This window comes from Hydrogenophaga sp. H7 (assembly GCF_002025745.1).
GTDB classification, from domain to species: Bacteria; Pseudomonadota; Gammaproteobacteria; order Burkholderiales; family Burkholderiaceae_C; genus Hydrogenophaga; species Hydrogenophaga pseudoflava.
In genome coordinates this window covers 15,316-30,119 of sequence record NZ_MCIC01000008.1, presented here as the reverse complement: position 1 = coordinate 30,119, position 14,804 = coordinate 15,316, and the positions used below count along the sequence as shown (strand labels likewise).

Sequence of the window (14,804 nt, the reverse complement as noted above, 5' to 3'; positions counted from 1 at the left end):
TGAAGTCCCCTTGAAAACCTGAACCACCCGGAAGTAGAGAATTCCCCAAGACGGAGTCTCTACATGAAGAAATCCAGATTCAGCGAAGCGCAGATAGTCGGCATCCTCAAGGAGGTCGAGATGGGTGCCAAGGTCGGCGAGACGTGCAGGAAGCACGGCGTGAGCGAGCCGACCTACTACAAGTGGAAGAGTCAGTTCTCTGGCATGACGGTCTCGCACCTGGCGCAGCTTCGGCAACTGCAGGACGAGAACGCCAAGCTCAAACGCATGTATGCCGACCTGGCGCTCATGCACCACGCGCTCAAGGACGTTGTCGACCGAAAGCTCTGACCCCGGAGCGTCGCGAGATGGTCGTTCAAGCCCTCATGGCCGAGCACGGCATGAGCGAGCGCCGAGCCTGCCAGGCCAGCGGCATTGCCCGCTCCACACTGCGCTACCGACCCATTGCGCGCGACGACTCCGGGGTCATCACCTTCATCCAGATGCACATGGCGCTCAACCCGCGCCACGGCTTTGGCCTGCTTTACGACAGTGCCCGCCACCAAGGCAAGCCCTGGGGCAAGACGGTGCTTTGGCGCGTGTACTGCGAGCTGCGGCTGAACCTGCCACGGCGCGGCAAGAAGCGTTTGCCGGCGCGCATCAAGCAACCGCTGGAGGCTGCTGGCCAACCCAATCAGGGTTGGAGCTGCGACTTCATGGCCGATGCACTGTGGTCCGGCAGGCGATTCAGGACCTTCAACGTCATCGATGAGTTCAACCGCGAGGGCCTGCGTATCGAGGTCGACACCAGCCTGCCGGCAGCCCGTGTCATACGTGCCTTGAATGAGCTGGTGGAAGTGCGCGGAGCGCCGCTGTCGATTCGCCTGGACAACGGCCCGGAGTTCATCGCTCACGCTCTGTCCGAATGGGCGAAATCCAAGGGCATCGCGCTCAATCACATCCAGCCAGGAAAGCCCACGCAAAACGCCTATGTCGAACGATTCAACAAGACCTACCGAACCGAGGTGCTGGACTGCTATGTCTTCGAGTCATTGCAGGAGGTGCGTGATATGACGGCCGACTGGCTGCACCGCTACAACCACCAGCGCCCCCATGAATCTCTCGGCCGAATCCCACCGGTCGAGTACCGTGTCAAACTGTTCCCCAACCTCTACTTCTGACTGGCTCAGGAATTCGAGGGGACTTCAAATTCAAGGATTGAAGATTTCCCGGCATTGTTTGGCCCAGTGATGACTGTCAATCCACTTCCAATCTCTCCATTTGGAACGGAAAAACCTATCGTGCCGAGTGTCTTGAAACCTCTGAAACCCAAGACCTCCATTTTTGTAAGAGCCATGGCTAGTAGTAACTCTTAAAGTTTGAATTCATCGGTCGCCGGAGGCGGTCCTCTGGAATGATGGGTTAGCCCCCAATTCCATAACTCTTAAGTTCAAGATCGAAGTATGGCCTGAGAATTAATTGCTCAAACAAGAAGAATTCCGCTGCTGGGATTTGAATGAAGGTTGAGTTGTCATCTGGAGTCCACCATTTGTGCTCGCCAGAATAGGGTTCACGAGACTTGGATGTGCGAATGATTCGATACTCTCTTTCGACCCACCCCGCACCGCGGGAAGAGAATATATTTGCTGGTCCGATGAATTGCCCAAGTATATAAATTCCTTGGTTTCCATGAGTAAGGTAAAAATAATCACCACTCGTCGCATTCACAAAATTTTCGCCTTGCGCTGTCGGTGAGGTGGCTTTTGCTTTCGTGTCCTTGTGAACACAAACCACCCGCCGCTCCAGTAAGGCAAGGAATTCCTCAAACGGGAACTCGGCGGCACCGTGAGATAGCTTCCAGAAACGAGCATTCATTTCATTCCTTCCTTAGAAATTGCTTTTTGGGCCAACTTAGATATATCCCGCAAAATGGAGGATAACATCGGATGCAGTCGTTAAACAAAATCGCATGAGACCTCCAAAGTACTTTGAAATCAATGCAATACAGCACAATGCTGTGTGCATGTACAGGTGTAACAGGATTGGCAACTCCTGCAACCCACGGTAGCCGTCGCAAGGCAGTCTAGCGGCGTGTCGCCCACTTCTGCCAGGGAAACTGCCGGTTACAGACAAGGGCGGGCCGGGTGTGCATTTCGGCCCGTCGCGAATGACGCCTCCGGGTCGCAACCAGCCCTCCAGCCCCTCACCCCAACCCCTCCGCCAACGCCTCAAACACCACCCGAATCCGCCTCGAAGTCCGCAGCTCCCGGTGCGTCACCAGCCAGACCGGGAACCGGATGGGCGGCAGGTCGTCGAGCACGCGGACCATGCCGGGTGTGTCGCGGGCAATTTCTTCCATCATGGCGCCGATGCCCAGGCCCTGTTGCACCAGCGCCCAGTGCGCCACGGTGTGGTCGGCGTAGCAGCTGAAGTTGGCTTCGCTGACGTTCAGGCCGTGCATGCGCAGGTAGCCCAGGTAGCGGCCCTGGCGGTCGGAGCCGACGAAGGGCAGGTGGGCGGCGTCTTCGGCGCTGCGCGGGTGGCCGTGGGTTTTCACCCAGGCTTCCGACGCATAGAAGTGGGCCGTGGCCTCGCGGATGAAGCGGGCGATCAGCTCGGGCTGCTCGGGCTTGACGTGGCGCACCGCGATGTCGGCCTCGCGGCGCAGCAGGTCGCTCAGCGCGTTGGACGGAATCACCTCGACGGCGATGCCCGGCTCCTGCTCGCGCAGCTGTTTGACCAGCGGCGGCAGCAGCATGGCGGCGACCGCGTCGCTGGCCGAGACCGAGACCACGCCGCCCACGGCCTGCGAGCGGCCGGTGGCGGCCAGGCCCAGCGCGTCGGCGGCCGCGCCCATGGCGCGCGCGTGCTCCAGCAGGTCCAGGCCGGTGGGGGTGAGCACCATGCTTTTGCCCACCCGCTCGAACAGGGTCACGCCCATGCGCTGCTCGATCGCGGCCACCTGCCGGCTGAGCGTGGGCTGGGTCAGGCCCAGCTTGCGCGCGGCGGCCGAGAGCGAGCCGGTTTCGGCGGTTTCCAGAAAGGCCTTGAGCTGGTTCCAGTCGAGGTTGTTCATGCGTTTATGTATATGTCCGCTGCAATTTACCGCAGTTCCTATCGGGCTTGTGCATGGATAGGATGCCGGTCATGCCGCTGTCCACCACCCCCTCCCTCGACACCCAACAGCCGCCGCAGAGCGGCGACGTGGTGTCCCGCAAGGCCCGTTTCTGGGACCGCATCGCGCGCAAGTACGCGGCCGACCCGATTGCCGACATGCCGGGTTACGAGGCCACGCTGCGGCGGGTGCAGGGCCTGCTGACCGCAGAGATGAACGTGCTGGAGATCGGCTGCGGCACCGGCAGCACCGCGCTGCGGCTGGCGCCGTTCACGCGGCGGCTGCTGGCCACCGACGTGTCGGCCGGCATGATCGCCATCGCCCGCGAGAAGCTGGCGGCCGAGCCCGTTCCGCAGCTGGCGTTTGCGCTGGCCGATGCCGATGCGCCCGCGATCGGCCCGGGCGACTACGACGCGGTGCTGGCCTTCAACCTGCTGCACCTGGTGAGCGACCTCGACGGCGCGCTGGCCTCGGCGGTGCAGGCGCTGCGGCCGGGCGGCCTGCTGATTTCCAAGACCGCCTGTGTGGCCGAGATGAACCCGCTGATCCGCTGGCTGGCGATTCCGGTGATGCAGGCCATCGGCAAGGCGCCCCACGTGCTCCTGTTCGATGCCGACACGCTGCAGGCCGCCATGGTGCGCCAGGGCCTGGTGATCGAGGCGGTGGAGCGCCACGGCACCAAGGGCAAGGACATCCGCGTGTTCATCGTGGCCCGCAAGCCGGGCTGAGTTTTTTCCCCTTCACCAGCGACCCGGGTTTGTGCCCAGGCGGGGCGTCGTTCGCCCGGCCGGGACGCGTTCGTCCCTTTTTTCAAGCGACTCAGGAGTTTCTTCATGCCACGCATCCGTCCGCTGCCCGGCTTCGCACGCCGTCCCGCCACCACCGTGGCGCTGCTTTTCGCCCTGGCCCTGTCGGCCTGTGGCGGCGGCGGGGGCGACGACACGCCCGATGGCGGCAGTGGCGGGGCCACGCCGTCGGTGTCGCTCCAAGCCCTGGCCGGCGACTGGGTGCAGAAGGGCTGCGCGAAGGCCGGAGGCCAGTCCTACAAGAAGATGCTGCGCGCCCGCGTCACCGGCGCGAACACGCTGGACTACTACGAAGGCGTGTTCACCTTCGGCGGCAACGACTGCGCCGGTGGCGGGCGCCTGACCGGCCCGTCCAAGCTGGGCACGCTGAGCTTCGACCGCTCCGAGGCGGGCGCCGGCGTGGCCGCGCACTGGGGCGTGTACCGCACCGTCATCGGCACGCGCCACGGCGCCATCTGGGCGCTGCGCTCGCCGCCGCTGCTGTGCCTGCTGGGCGACGAGATCCCGAGCATCCAGCCCACGCTGTCGGCGGTGTCGGCCAGCCTGGCGACCGTGCCCGCCGACAACTGTTTTGTCCGATGAACCTTGCCCACCCTTGGAGCCTTTGATGCAACCTGTGACCCGCCGCGCCCTGCTGCCGCTGACTGCGGCCTTGCTGCTCTTTGCCAGCACATCCGCCGTGCCGGCTGAGCCCGACGCCGCTGAGCGCAAGTTCATCCGCCAGGGCATGGGGGAGGGCGAGGTGGTGCTGAAGATCGGCCCGCCCGACCACGAGGCCGTGCGCCGCGCCGTGCGGGGCCAGCCCGAAGAGAAGTCCTGGACCTACTTCCCTCACCCCCGGGACCCGCAGACGCTCACCGTCATCCGCTTCCACGCGGGCCGGGTGGCCGAGGTGGAACGCAAGATTTCGCGCTGAGGCGGCGCGTTCAGCGCGCCCGCACGCCCAGCACGCCGCACACCGCGATGAGTGCGATGCCCAGCACCGTCCACACGTCGGGCGCATAGCCGAACACCACCCAGCCGGCCAGGGTGGCGAAGGCGATCTGCGTGTACATGTAGGGCGTGATGCGCGAGGCGGGTGCCTTCTGGTAGCCCTTGATCATGAAGTAGTGGCCCAGCGAGCCGAACACGCCGATCAGGCCCACCAGCAGCCAGAGCATCGGGTCCTGCATCGGCGCCCAGCTCCAGGGCAGGGCCACTGTGCCGAACACCAGGCCGGTGAGCCCGGTGTAGAAATGCATGGTGCCGGGGTCTTCGGTCTTCACCATCTTGCTGGTGACGATCTGGTAGAGCGCATTGATGACCACCAGCAGCAGCGGCAGGAACATGCCGATGTTCAGGTCCGAGCCCTTGGGGCGCACCACGATGAGCGCGCCCGTCAGCCCACCGGCCACCAGCAGCCAGGTCAGCGCGCTGACGTGTTCGCGCAGCAGCACCGCGGCCAGCAGGGTGATGACCAGCGGCACCAGCATGAGGATGGCGGTGAATTCGCCCACAGGCACGTGCTGCAGGCTGATGTAGGCCACGGTGCCCGAGGTGACCATGAGCGCGCCGCGCAGCAGCTGCCACCAAGGAGCGCGGGTGACGAACAGCGAACGGCCCTGGCTCGGATAGAGCATGGCTGCGGTCATGCCGGCCTGCACCACGAAGCGCAGCCAGACGGCCATCATCACCGGCACCACGCCGCCCACGTACTGGCTGGTGGTGTCGAGCAGGGCGAAGCAGGCGGTGGCGAGGACGGCCAGGGCGATGCCGCGGCCGGGGTGGGGGTAGTGGGGGTCTGGCAAGGAGGGGCTGCGGGTCAGTAGCTCAGGCGGGCCACGGTGCGCAGTTCTTCGGCGGTCGTGGTGGCGAAACCGAAGTATTCCAGATAGGCCGGGATCATTTCGAACAGCATGTCGGAACCCACTTGCACCTTGCAGCCTCTGGCCGCTGCGGCGGTGAGGAAGGCGGTCATCTCGGTGCGCATCACCACCTCGCCGACGAAGGTGCTGGCATCCAGGCGCGAGACGTCCAGCGGCAGCGGGTCGCCTTCGTTCATGCCCATGGGGGTGGCGTTGACCACCAGGTCGAAGCCGGCCGGGTCGTTGCTGCCCGTCTTCACGTCGATGGCGGGGTAGTTGTCGCGGATGCGCTTACCCAGGGCCTCGGCCGCGGCGGTGTTCACGTCGTAGAGGCTGATGTGGGCGATGCCCGCGCCGGCCAGCGAGGCGGCAATGGCGCAGCCCACGCCGCCGCTGCCCACCACCAGCACGCGCGCACCGGCGAGCTTGAGACCCTTGCGCAGCACGCCGCGCACGAAACCGGCGCCGTCGAACTGGTCGCCCACCAGGCGGCCGTCGGGCAGGCGCTTGACGGCGTTGCAGGCGCCGGCCACGCGCACGGTGGGGGTGACCTCGTCCAGCAGGCCGACGGTGACCACCTTGTGCGGCATGGTGATGAGCGCGCCGCGGATGTTGGTGAGCGTGAACACGCTCTTGAGGAATGCCGGGTAGTCCTCGGGCTTGCAGCCGAAGGGCACCACCACCGCGTTGATCCCGTGCTTCTCGAAGAAGGGGTTGTAGATCATCGGCGACTTGAACGTGTGCGTCGGGTAGCCGATGTGGGCGATGAGTTCGGTGTGGCCGTTGATCATGGTTTCTTCGTGGCGGCCGAGTTCACGAACTTGCGCACCAGGCCGTCCATGGCCACCAGGTAGCCGTCCACACCGAAGCCGACCACGATGCCGGCGGCGGCGGGCGAGACCCAGGAGTGGTGGCGGAACTCTTCGCGCGCATGCACGTTGGAGATGTGGCACTCGATCACAGGCATCGGCTCGACGCCTTTGATCGCGTCGTGCAGGGCGATCGAGGTGTGGGTGAGCGCGCCGGGGTTGATGACCACGCCCAGCACCTCGCCGGCCTTGTACAGGCGGCCGTACTCGTGGATCTTGTCCAGCAGCGCGCCTTCCCAGTTGCTCTGGAAGCACTCCACCTCGTAGCCGATCTGCGCGCCATGGGCCTTGCAGAAGGCCTCCACATCGGCCAGTGTGGTGTAGCCGTACTGGGCGGGCTCGCGCGTGCCCAGCAGGTTGAGGTTGGGGCCGTTGAGGATGAGGATTTTTTTCATGGCGTTCCTTGAGGGGGGACGCGCCCGAAGGCGCGGCGCAGGGGGGGCTTACTTGCGTGCTTTTGCGAGTTCGGCCAGCAGTTCCGACACCGTGGCTTCGCCGACGGCGCCGGCGTGCTTGGTGATCACCGGCTTCATCTTTTCGACCAGCTTGACCTGTTCACCGGGGGCCAGTTCGGAGACGGTCATGCCGGCCTTCTTCAGGTTCTCCACCGTGCTGGCCACCGAGGCGCGGGCCTGGGCGCGCTGGAACTTGGTGGACTCGGCCACGGCGTCACCGATGATCTTCTTCTCGTCGGCCGACAGGGTGTCCCAGAACTTCTTGCTGATCACCACCGACTGCGGGTTGTACTGGTGGTTGGTCAGGGTCATGTACTTCTGCACTTCGTGCAGCTTGGCGCCCCAGATCGTGGCGACCGGGTTTTCCTGGCCGTCCACGGCCTTCTGCTCCAGCGCGGCGTACACCTCGGGCCATGGCAGCGGCGTGGGGTTGGCGTCCAGAGCCTTGACCCAGTCCACGTTGATCGGGTTGGGGATCACGCGCAGCTTCAGGCCGGCGATGTCTTCCACCTTGGTGATGGGGCGCTTGCTGTTGGTGATGTTGCGGAAGCCCAGCTCGTAGTAGCCCAGACCGACCAGGCCCTTCTCTTCCAGCTTGGCGTGCATCTTCTGGCCGAAGGGGCCGTCCACCACGGCGTCGGCTTCCTTGCCGTTGGCGAACATGAAGGGCAGGTCGAAGGCCGCGAATTCCTTGACCTGGCTGGCGAAGATGCCCGAGTTCATCGAGGCCATCTCCAGGGTGCCGCCCTGCAAGGCCGAGACGTTGGCCTGGTCGCTGCCCAGCTGGCCGCCGGGGAACACGTTGACCTTGATCTTGCCGCCCGACTTGGCCGCCACGATCTCGGCGAACTTCTCCATGCCCTGCACGATGGGGTGGCCCGCGGCGTTCTGGTTGGCGAACTTGATGACCTTGTCCTGGGCGGCGGCGATGCCGACGGTGGCCAGGGCGGCGGTGGCGACGAGGGTCTTGATGAACAGACGTTTCATGGTTTGTCTCCAGCGATCAGGGATGGGACGCAGACGAAAAAGCCCCTTGCCTTGGCGTGCCCGTTCCGGGCAAGGGTGTGGAAAACAGCAACGGTCAGCCGTAGAACCAGCCCAGCGGCACCAGCACGATCTGGGGGAACAGCACCATCAGGAACATCAGCGCGAACTGGGCGATCATGAAAGGCCAGACGCCGCGGGTCACATCGTCCATGCTGATCTTGCCCACGCCGGCCACGGTGTTGAGCACCGTGCCCACGGGCGGGGTGATCAGGCCGATGGCGTTGTTCATCACGAACAGCACGCCGAAGTAGACCGGGTCGATGCCGGCGGCCTTGACGATGGGCATCAGCACCGGGGTGAGGATCAGGATGGTGGGCGTCATGTCCATGGCCGTGCCGACGATGATCACCAGAATCATGATCGCGAACATCAGCAGGGTGGGGCTGTCCAGCAGGGGCTGCAGCAGGTCCACCAGCTGGGCCGGCAGCTGGGCCACGGTGATCAGCCAGGCCGAGACCATGGCACCGGCCACCAGGAACATGATGACTGCGGTGGTCTTGGCGGCGGCCAGGAACAGGCCGTAGAGCTGGCTGATCCTGAGTTCACGGTAGACCAGCAGCGAGATCGCCAGCGCGTACACGGCGGCCACCACGGCGGCTTCGGTTGGCGTGAACACGCCGAACTTCAGGCCCACCACCACGATGATCGGCAGGCCCAGCGCCCAGAGCGCGTCGCGCAGGGACCTGAAGACCTCGGCGCGGGTCTTGCGGGCCGGCGGCTTGACGTTCTCCTTGCGCGCCACCCACCACCAGGTCAGGCACAGCGCCGCGCCCAGCAGCACCCCCGGCACGATGCCGGCCATGAACAGCTTGGAGATGGACACGTTGGCGGCCACGCCGAAGATCACGAAGCCGATCGAGGGCGGGATGACGGGCGCGATGATCGAGGCTGCGGACAGCAGGCCGGCCGAACGGGCCTTGTCGTGGCCGGCGGTGTGCATCATGGGCAGCAGCAGGGCGGCCAGCGCCGCGGCGTCGGCCACAGCGGAGCCCGAGAGCGAGGCCATGATGACCGCGGCCATGATGGCCACGTAGCCCAGGCCACCGCGCACATGGCCCACCAGCGCCATGGCGAAGGCCACGATGCGCTTGGACAGGCCCCCGGCGTTCATGATCTCGCCGGCCAGCATGAAGAAAGGCACGGCCAGCAGGGGAAAGCTGTTGGAGCCTTCGATCAGGTTCTGCGCCAGGATCTGCGCGTCGAACATGTTCAGGTGCCACATCAGCGCGGCGCCGCACAGCAGCAGCGAGAACGAGATCGGCACGCCGATCATCATGGCGGCGATGAGGGAGCTCAGGAAGATCGCAATGGTCATGGGAAGGTCTCCTGGCGCTGATCAGGGGTGCGGGTCGCCGTGCGGCATGTCGTCGGACTCGCGGATGCCGATCAGCTCGCTGTCGGGCATCTGACCGGTGACCAGGCGCACCAGGTTCAGCAGCAGGATGGGGGCGGCCAGCACGGCGAAGACCACGCCGCTGGCGTAGAAGTAGCCCATGGAGGTTTCCATGACGGCGCTGGTGGACTCCCAGTTGATCTTGGTCTGCTCCAGCGAGCCCTTGAAGACCAGCCAGCAGATGAACAGCATCAGCAGCAGCGACAGGCCCAGGCAGAACTTCTGCCCGGCCACCGGCAGGCGCGAGATCAGCGAGTCGGTGCCCAGGTGGCCGCGCTCGTTGATGGCGACCACGGCACCCAGGAAGGTCATCCACACGAACAGCCAGCGCGAAAGCTCTTCCGAGAGGGTGATGCCGGAGTTGAAGCCGTAGCGCATGACCACGTTGCCGAACACCATGACCACCATCGCCGCGAGCGACAGGACCATGAGCACGGCCAGCAGCCGGCAGTAGCCGTTGATGAGTTTCTGGACCAAGGGGTGTCTCCGAATCGTTGGAGTTCGTAATGTACGAACTGGTTAGTTTTTCATATATCAGGGATTACCCTAGAGATCCGGTCGCCGGAGGCGCTACTTTTTGACGAAGCGCACGACCATCTCGACGATGGACGCGCGGCGGTGCGTGGCGATCGTGGGCGAGGTGTAGTCGCGCTTGAAGATCAGGCCGAAGGTGTGGCGGTTGGAGACGTTGAAGAACGACAGCGCGGAGATCGAGGCGTGGATGTCGATCGGGTCCAGGCCGGGGCGGAAGATGCCTTGTTCGACACCACGCGCGTAGAGCTTCTCGATGGCCGAGATGGCCTTGAGGTTGAGCGCCTGGATGCTCTTGCTCTGGGCCAGGAACTGGCCGCGGTTGATGTTCTCCGACATCACCATGCGGATGTAGGGCTCGTTGCCCGCATGGTGGTCGAAGGTGAACTCGACCAGCCGGCGCAGCGCGGATTCGGGGTCCAGGTCGTCGAGATTGAGCTCGCTCTCGGTGGTGCGCACCCGCCGGTAGGCCTCTTCCAGGGCGGCCAGGTACAGGCCTTCCTTGCTCTGGAAGTAGTAATAGATCATGCGCTTGGAGGTGTGCGTCTCGTCGGCGATTTCGTCGATGCGCGCGCCCGCCAGTCCCTTCTCGGCGAACTCCTTCATGGCCACCTCCAGGATGTTGGCCATGGTGCGTTCGGGGTCGTTGGTGCGGGTGGTGGCCTTGGCCTCGTGGGCCTTGCCGCGAACCACCTGCCTCCGGGAATGTACTGGTTCGTTCATTCCGGCAGTATAGGGTCAGGTGGCTCATCAGGCGACTTCGGTGTGTGTTCCGTTCAGACCAGGGGCACGGTCAGTCGGTCGATGACGGCGCGTGTGTCGGGGCGCACGCCACGCCACCAGGCGAAGGCCTCGGCGGCCTGCTCCACCAGCATGCCGACGCCGTCGGCCAGCTGCTTCGTGCCGGCCTGCTGCGCCAGGCGCAGGAAGGGCGTGAGCCCTTTGCCGTAGGCGAGGTCGTAGGCCAGCGCCCCCGGCGCGAACACCGTGGCGGGCACCGGCGGCAGCTCGCCGCGAAGGCTGGCCGAGGTGGCGTTGAACACCAGGTCGAATTCCAGGCCTTCGAGGTCGCCGTAACCACAGGCCACCACCCGGCCGTGTGCGCTCGCCGCCTCTGCCAGCGCTTCGGCTGTGGACACGGTGCGGTTGGCGATCACCAGCCCGGCTGGCCCTTCGGCCAGAAAAGGCAGCAGGGCCCCACGGGCCGCACCGCCCGCGCCCAGCACCAGCACGCGTTTGCCGTTCAGCGGGTGACCCAGGTTGTGCACGACGTCGCGCGTGAGGCCCACGCCATCGAAGTTCTCGGCGATCACGCGCTCGCCATCGAACCGGAGTGCGTTCACGGCGCCGGCCATCTGCGCGCGCGGCGAGCGCTCGGTGGCGCAGGCAAAGGCGTCGAGCTTGAACGGCGCAGTCACATTCATGCCCCGTCCGCCGGCCGCGCGGAAGGTGTCCATGTCGGCCGCGAACTGGCCGATGCGCCCTTCGATGGCGGTGTAGACCATGTCCTGTCCGGTGGCCTCTGCGAACAGGCCGTGGATCAGGGGCGACTTGGTGTGGCCGATGGGGTTGCCGATGACGGCGTAGGCGTCTGACATGGTGTCTCCTTACTTCGTGAACAGCACCCCGTCGGCCTGCAGGGTGGCGATGTCGGCGTCGCTGTAGCCCAGCGAGCGGGCCACGTCGGCGTTGTGCTGGCCCAGGTCGGGCGCGACACGTTGCATGGGCGCGCTGGTGTCGCAGTCCGAGAAGCGGAACGGCAGGTTGGGCAGGCGCAGCGTGCCGTAGTGCGGGTGCTGCTGCTCCAGCACCATGCCGCGCGCCTGGATCTGCGGATCGGCCAGCACCTCGTCGATGCGCTGCACCTTGGCCGAAGGCACGTCGATGCCGTCGAGCAGGGCCAGCACCTCGGCCACGGTGCGCGCCGCCACCCAGGGTTTGACCACGGCCAGGATCTCCAGGCGGTGCGCGTTGCGTCCGCTGGCGTCGTGAAAGCGCGCATCGGCGCCGAAGCCGGCCGGCCCGCCGTGCTGTTCCACCAGCGCAGCGAAACGTTTCCAGGCATCGTCCACCTGCGCCGCGATCACGAGGTCGCCGTCCTGCGCGCGGAACACGCCATACAGCGTGGAGGTCGGCATGTCGTGCCCGGTCTGCTGCGGCAGCACCGTGCCGCCCGAGAGCGTGTAGCACTGCACCGCGTACTCGTGCATGGACACCAGCGTGTCGTAGAGCGCCATGTCGATGTGCTGGCCCTTGCCGCTGCTCACGCGGCCGAGCAGGGCGGCGTTGATGGCGGCCACCGCGTGGATGCCGGTGTACATGTCGCCCAGCGAGATGCGCAGCAGCGGCGGCGCCTCGCCCGGGGTGCCCACCATCTGCATGATGCCGCTCTTGGCCTCGGCGATCAGGCCGAAGCCGGCGCGGTGCGCATCGGGCCCGGTGTGGCCGTAGGCCGAGATCGAGCAATACACCAGCTTCGGGTTGCGGGCCGAGAGTTCGGCATAACCCAGGCCGAGCTTGTCCAGCGCGCCGGGGCGGTAGTTCTCTATGAACACGTCGGCGCTGTCGCACAGCTGCTGCATGAAGGCCTTGCCGCGCGGGTCCTTCATGTTCACGCTCACCCCCTGCTTGCCCATGTTGAGCTGCAGGAAGTAGCCGCTTTGCTGGTCGTCGATGATGTGGGCGTGCTGGCGGCCGGCGTCGCCGCTGCCGGGTCGTTCGACCTTGATCACCTCGGCACCCAGGGCCGCCAGGCAGCGGCCCACGTAGGGGCCCGCCAGGAAGTGGCTGTAGTCGATGACGCGGATGCCGGTGAGGGGCAGGGCTTGCATCAGAAGGCTCCCAGGCGGCGCGGAATCATCAGGCGGTGTTCGCCCTTCTGGACCACCTGGCCGTGCTGGTTGATGAGTTCGCTGGGCAGCACCACGATGCCCCAGCCCGGACGGCTCTTGCTGGCGCGCAGGCCGCTGACGCGGAACTTCACGTGCAGCACGTCGTTGACCTTGATCGGCAGCAGGAAGTCCCAGGTCCAGCCCAGCGACATGCCGGGCAGGAAGCGGTACTCGCTCTGCGTCTTCAGGCCGTCGGCGATGGACAGGCCGAACAGGCCGTGCGCGACGATGCAGCCGAAGTGGCTGGCGTTGGCGTAGGCCTCGTCCACGTGCACCGGCGTGTGGTCGCCGGTGAGGTCGGCATAGGCCAGGATGCGTTCCTTGGTGACGGTGTAGGTCGGGCTGATGCACTCGTCGCCTTCGCGGGCATCGTCCCAGTACTTTTCGGGTGTGGTGGGTGTGGTCATGGTTCAGCCCCGGGGTTGGACAGCCAGGGCCGCGGCCACGCTGCCGGGCGCGGCCTGGATGAGTTCCACGGCAAGTCCGTCGGGCAGCTGCAGCCAGTTGCGCCCTTGCGGCAGGGCCTTCACGCCCCAGGGTTCGGCGGCCTTCAGGGCCGCCTCCAGGTCGTCCACCATCACGCCCAGATGGGCCAGCCAGCCGGCGTCGTTGCTGGGCGGCGCCTCGAAGCCGGGCGTGGCCATCAGCTGCAGGCCGCCCAGCGTCCAGTACTGGCGCGGGTCGTCGGTCGGTCCGTCGATCTCGCGCACATCCATGCCCAGCACCTCGTAGAAGAAGCGGATGTGCCAGTGGATGTCTTGGACACGGATGGCCACGTGTTCGACGTAGGCGCGGGTGGGGGGCGCGAAGGGTGTGCTCATGGTGGGCGTGGGTTTCAGTGGGCGTTGAGGGCGCGTTCTATGCCCTTGATGCAGGCGACCAGGGTCTGGTTGACGGGGGTGGGCACGCCGCAGCGCTGGCCCCAGCGCACCACGGCGCCGTTGATGAAGTCGATCTCGGTGACCGAGCCTTTTTCCAGGCTCTGCAGCATCGAGGTCTTGAAGTCGGCCGGCAGTCCGGCGCGGGCTTTGCGCCAGGCCTGGCGGGGGTCGGTGAAGCTGAGCGTCACGCCGCTGGCGGCGGCCACGTCCATGGCTTCCTGCACCGCGGCCACCGCGGTGGCCTCGATCTCGGGAATCTCGTAGAGCGGGCCGTAGGGCAGGCGCGTGATGCCGCTGAGTGCGCCGGTGGAGACGTTGATCAGCAGCTTGTCCCACATGGTGCCGACGATGTTGTCGCTGACGGTGGTGGCCAGGCCCGCGGCGGTGAAGGTGGCGGCGATGCGCTGTGCGCGTTCGCTGACGCGGCCGTCGAGTTCGCCGATCAGCGTCTCCTTGCCCACGGTGCCGCTGATGATGTGGCCCGGCGCCAGCATCACGCCGCCCACGTAGGTCTTGCCGGCCAGCACGTGCTCGCGTCCCACGATGGCCGCCAGCACGTCTTCATGGCCCAGGCCGTTCTGCAGCGAGAGCACCGTGGTCTGTGGACCGACCAGCGCGGTGGCGGCCGACATGGCGGCCTCGGTGTGGAAAGACTTGACGAGCACGATCACCAGATCCACCGGGGCCAGTCCCGCGGCGCTGGTGGCGGCGGTGACGGTGCGGACCACCTGCTCGCCATCGGGCGTGCGCATGACCAGGCCGCGGGTGTTGATGGCGTCCACCTGGGCCGGATGGCGGTTGATCAGCACCACGCTGTTGCCGGCCTGCGCCAAGGTGCCGCCGATGGCACAACCCAGGGCGCCTGCGCCCAGAACCGCGATCTTCACTGTCCGTCTCCGTTGTGGAATGGGGCGGATTCTGGGTGTCTGCTTCCATGTCGTCTATCGAATGGATTCAATACACTTCATTGCATTCATCAATACGCAAGAGGCC

At 65.8% G+C, this 14,804-nt stretch carries 19 protein-coding genes; 4 read left to right on the top strand and 15 right to left on the bottom strand.

The window, feature by feature from the left end; translation table 11 throughout:
• The first annotated feature begins 63 nt into the window (after positions 1–63).
• Positions 64–1,160, top strand: a protein-coding gene (locus BC358_RS06290) for an IS3 family transposase (RefSeq protein ID WP_256861428.1) whose coding sequence is annotated in 2 segments (ribosomal slippage) — positions 64–316 and positions 316–1,160 — 1,098 coding nt in all. Because the reading frame shifts where the segments join, the coding sequence is not laid out codon by codon here.
• A 5-nt stretch (positions 1,161–1,165) separates the two neighbouring features.
• Here BC358_RS06290 and BC358_RS22475 read toward each other — a convergent pair.
• From BC358_RS22475 to BC358_RS06275, 3 genes are all read right to left on the bottom strand, one after another.
• The gene (locus BC358_RS22475; protein WP_373270132.1) at positions 1,166–1,321 is read right to left on the bottom strand and encodes an AAA family ATPase; all 156 of its coding nucleotides are present in this window, start codon (positions 1,319–1,321) and stop codon (positions 1,166–1,168) included.
• An 80-nt stretch (positions 1,322–1,401) separates the two neighbouring features.
• Positions 1,402–1,854: a hypothetical protein gene (locus BC358_RS06280; RefSeq protein ID WP_079365158.1), complete on the bottom strand. Its 453-nt coding sequence runs from the start codon at positions 1,852–1,854 to the stop codon at positions 1,402–1,404.
• 328 nt (positions 1,855–2,182) lie between these two features.
• Positions 2,183–3,055: a LysR family transcriptional regulator gene (locus tag BC358_RS06275; protein ID WP_079365157.1), complete on the bottom strand. Its 873-nt coding sequence runs from the start codon at positions 3,053–3,055 to the stop codon at positions 2,183–2,185.
• A gap of 71 nt (positions 3,056–3,126) precedes the next feature.
• Between BC358_RS06275 and BC358_RS06270 the strand changes: the two genes are divergently transcribed.
• The 3 genes from BC358_RS06270 to BC358_RS06260 all read left to right on the top strand — a co-directional run bounded on the left by BC358_RS06270 (position 3,127) and on the right by BC358_RS06260 (position 4,816).
• Positions 3,127–3,822 carry a class I SAM-dependent methyltransferase gene (locus BC358_RS06270; RefSeq protein ID WP_079365165.1) on the top strand — a complete coding sequence of 232 codons (696 nt, stop codon included), beginning with the start codon at positions 3,127–3,129 and terminating at the stop codon, positions 3,820–3,822.
• 105 nt (positions 3,823–3,927) lie between these two features.
• Complete coding sequence (locus BC358_RS06265; protein WP_079365156.1) at positions 3,928–4,482, top strand: hypothetical protein; 555 nt, start codon at positions 3,928–3,930, stop codon at positions 4,480–4,482.
• Between the two features lie 25 nt (positions 4,483–4,507).
• Positions 4,508–4,816 (top strand): hypothetical protein, encoded by a 309-nt coding sequence (locus tag BC358_RS06260; protein ID WP_079365155.1) that lies wholly within the window; start codon positions 4,508–4,510, stop codon positions 4,814–4,816.
• A 10-nt stretch (positions 4,817–4,826) separates the two neighbouring features.
• Here the strand turns inward: BC358_RS06260 and BC358_RS06255 are convergent, their stop codons facing one another.
• The 12 genes from BC358_RS06255 to BC358_RS06200 all read right to left on the bottom strand — a co-directional run bounded on the left by BC358_RS06255 (position 4,827) and on the right by BC358_RS06200 (position 14,698).
• On the bottom strand, positions 4,827–5,687 hold the full coding sequence (locus BC358_RS06255; protein ID WP_079365154.1) for a DMT family transporter: 861 nt from the start codon (positions 5,685–5,687) through the stop codon (positions 4,827–4,829).
• A gap of 14 nt (positions 5,688–5,701) precedes the next feature.
• Positions 5,702–6,535: a shikimate dehydrogenase gene (locus tag BC358_RS06250; RefSeq protein WP_079365153.1), complete on the bottom strand. Its 834-nt coding sequence runs from the start codon at positions 6,533–6,535 to the stop codon at positions 5,702–5,704.
• Positions 6,532–7,008: a type II 3-dehydroquinate dehydratase gene (aroQ, locus tag BC358_RS06245; RefSeq protein WP_079365152.1), complete on the bottom strand. Its 477-nt coding sequence runs from the start codon at positions 7,006–7,008 to the stop codon at positions 6,532–6,534. The genes BC358_RS06250 and aroQ overlap by 4 nt, the downstream gene beginning before the upstream one ends.
• 48 nt (positions 7,009–7,056) lie before the next feature.
• Positions 7,057–8,055 (bottom strand): TRAP transporter substrate-binding protein, encoded by a 999-nt coding sequence (locus BC358_RS06240; RefSeq protein ID WP_079365151.1) that lies wholly within the window; start codon positions 8,053–8,055, stop codon positions 7,057–7,059.
• Between the two features lie 94 nt (positions 8,056–8,149).
• Positions 8,150–9,430, bottom strand: coding sequence for a TRAP transporter large permease subunit (locus BC358_RS06235; protein ID WP_079365150.1), 1,281 nt, complete (start codon positions 9,428–9,430; stop codon positions 8,150–8,152).
• Between the two features lie 21 nt (positions 9,431–9,451).
• Positions 9,452–9,985, bottom strand: a complete 534-nt coding sequence (locus BC358_RS06230; protein WP_179130023.1) for a TRAP transporter small permease — start codon at positions 9,983–9,985, stop codon at positions 9,452–9,454.
• A 93-nt stretch (positions 9,986–10,078) separates the two neighbouring features.
• On the bottom strand, positions 10,079–10,762 hold the full coding sequence (locus BC358_RS06225; RefSeq protein WP_079365149.1) for a TetR/AcrR family transcriptional regulator: 684 nt from the start codon (positions 10,760–10,762) through the stop codon (positions 10,079–10,081).
• Between the two features lie 53 nt (positions 10,763–10,815).
• Positions 10,816–11,637, bottom strand: a complete 822-nt coding sequence (gene aroE / locus BC358_RS06220) for a shikimate dehydrogenase (protein ID WP_079365148.1) — start codon at positions 11,635–11,637, stop codon at positions 10,816–10,818.
• A gap of 9 nt (positions 11,638–11,646) precedes the next feature.
• Complete coding sequence (locus BC358_RS06215; protein ID WP_179130022.1) at positions 11,647–12,870, bottom strand: CaiB/BaiF CoA-transferase family protein; 1,224 nt, start codon at positions 12,868–12,870, stop codon at positions 11,647–11,649.
• Positions 12,870–13,337, bottom strand: a complete 468-nt coding sequence (locus BC358_RS06210; protein ID WP_066158452.1) for a MaoC family dehydratase — start codon at positions 13,335–13,337, stop codon at positions 12,870–12,872. The genes BC358_RS06215 and BC358_RS06210 overlap by 1 nt, the downstream gene beginning before the upstream one ends.
• Before the next feature lie 3 nt (positions 13,338–13,340).
• Positions 13,341–13,751: a VOC family protein gene (locus BC358_RS06205; protein ID WP_079365147.1), complete on the bottom strand. Its 411-nt coding sequence runs from the start codon at positions 13,749–13,751 to the stop codon at positions 13,341–13,343.
• A gap of 14 nt (positions 13,752–13,765) precedes the next feature.
• Entirely contained in the window at positions 13,766–14,698 is a 933-nt protein-coding gene (locus BC358_RS06200; protein ID WP_079365146.1) for a ketopantoate reductase family protein, read from the bottom strand.
• Positions 14,699–14,804: the final 106 nt, after the last annotated feature.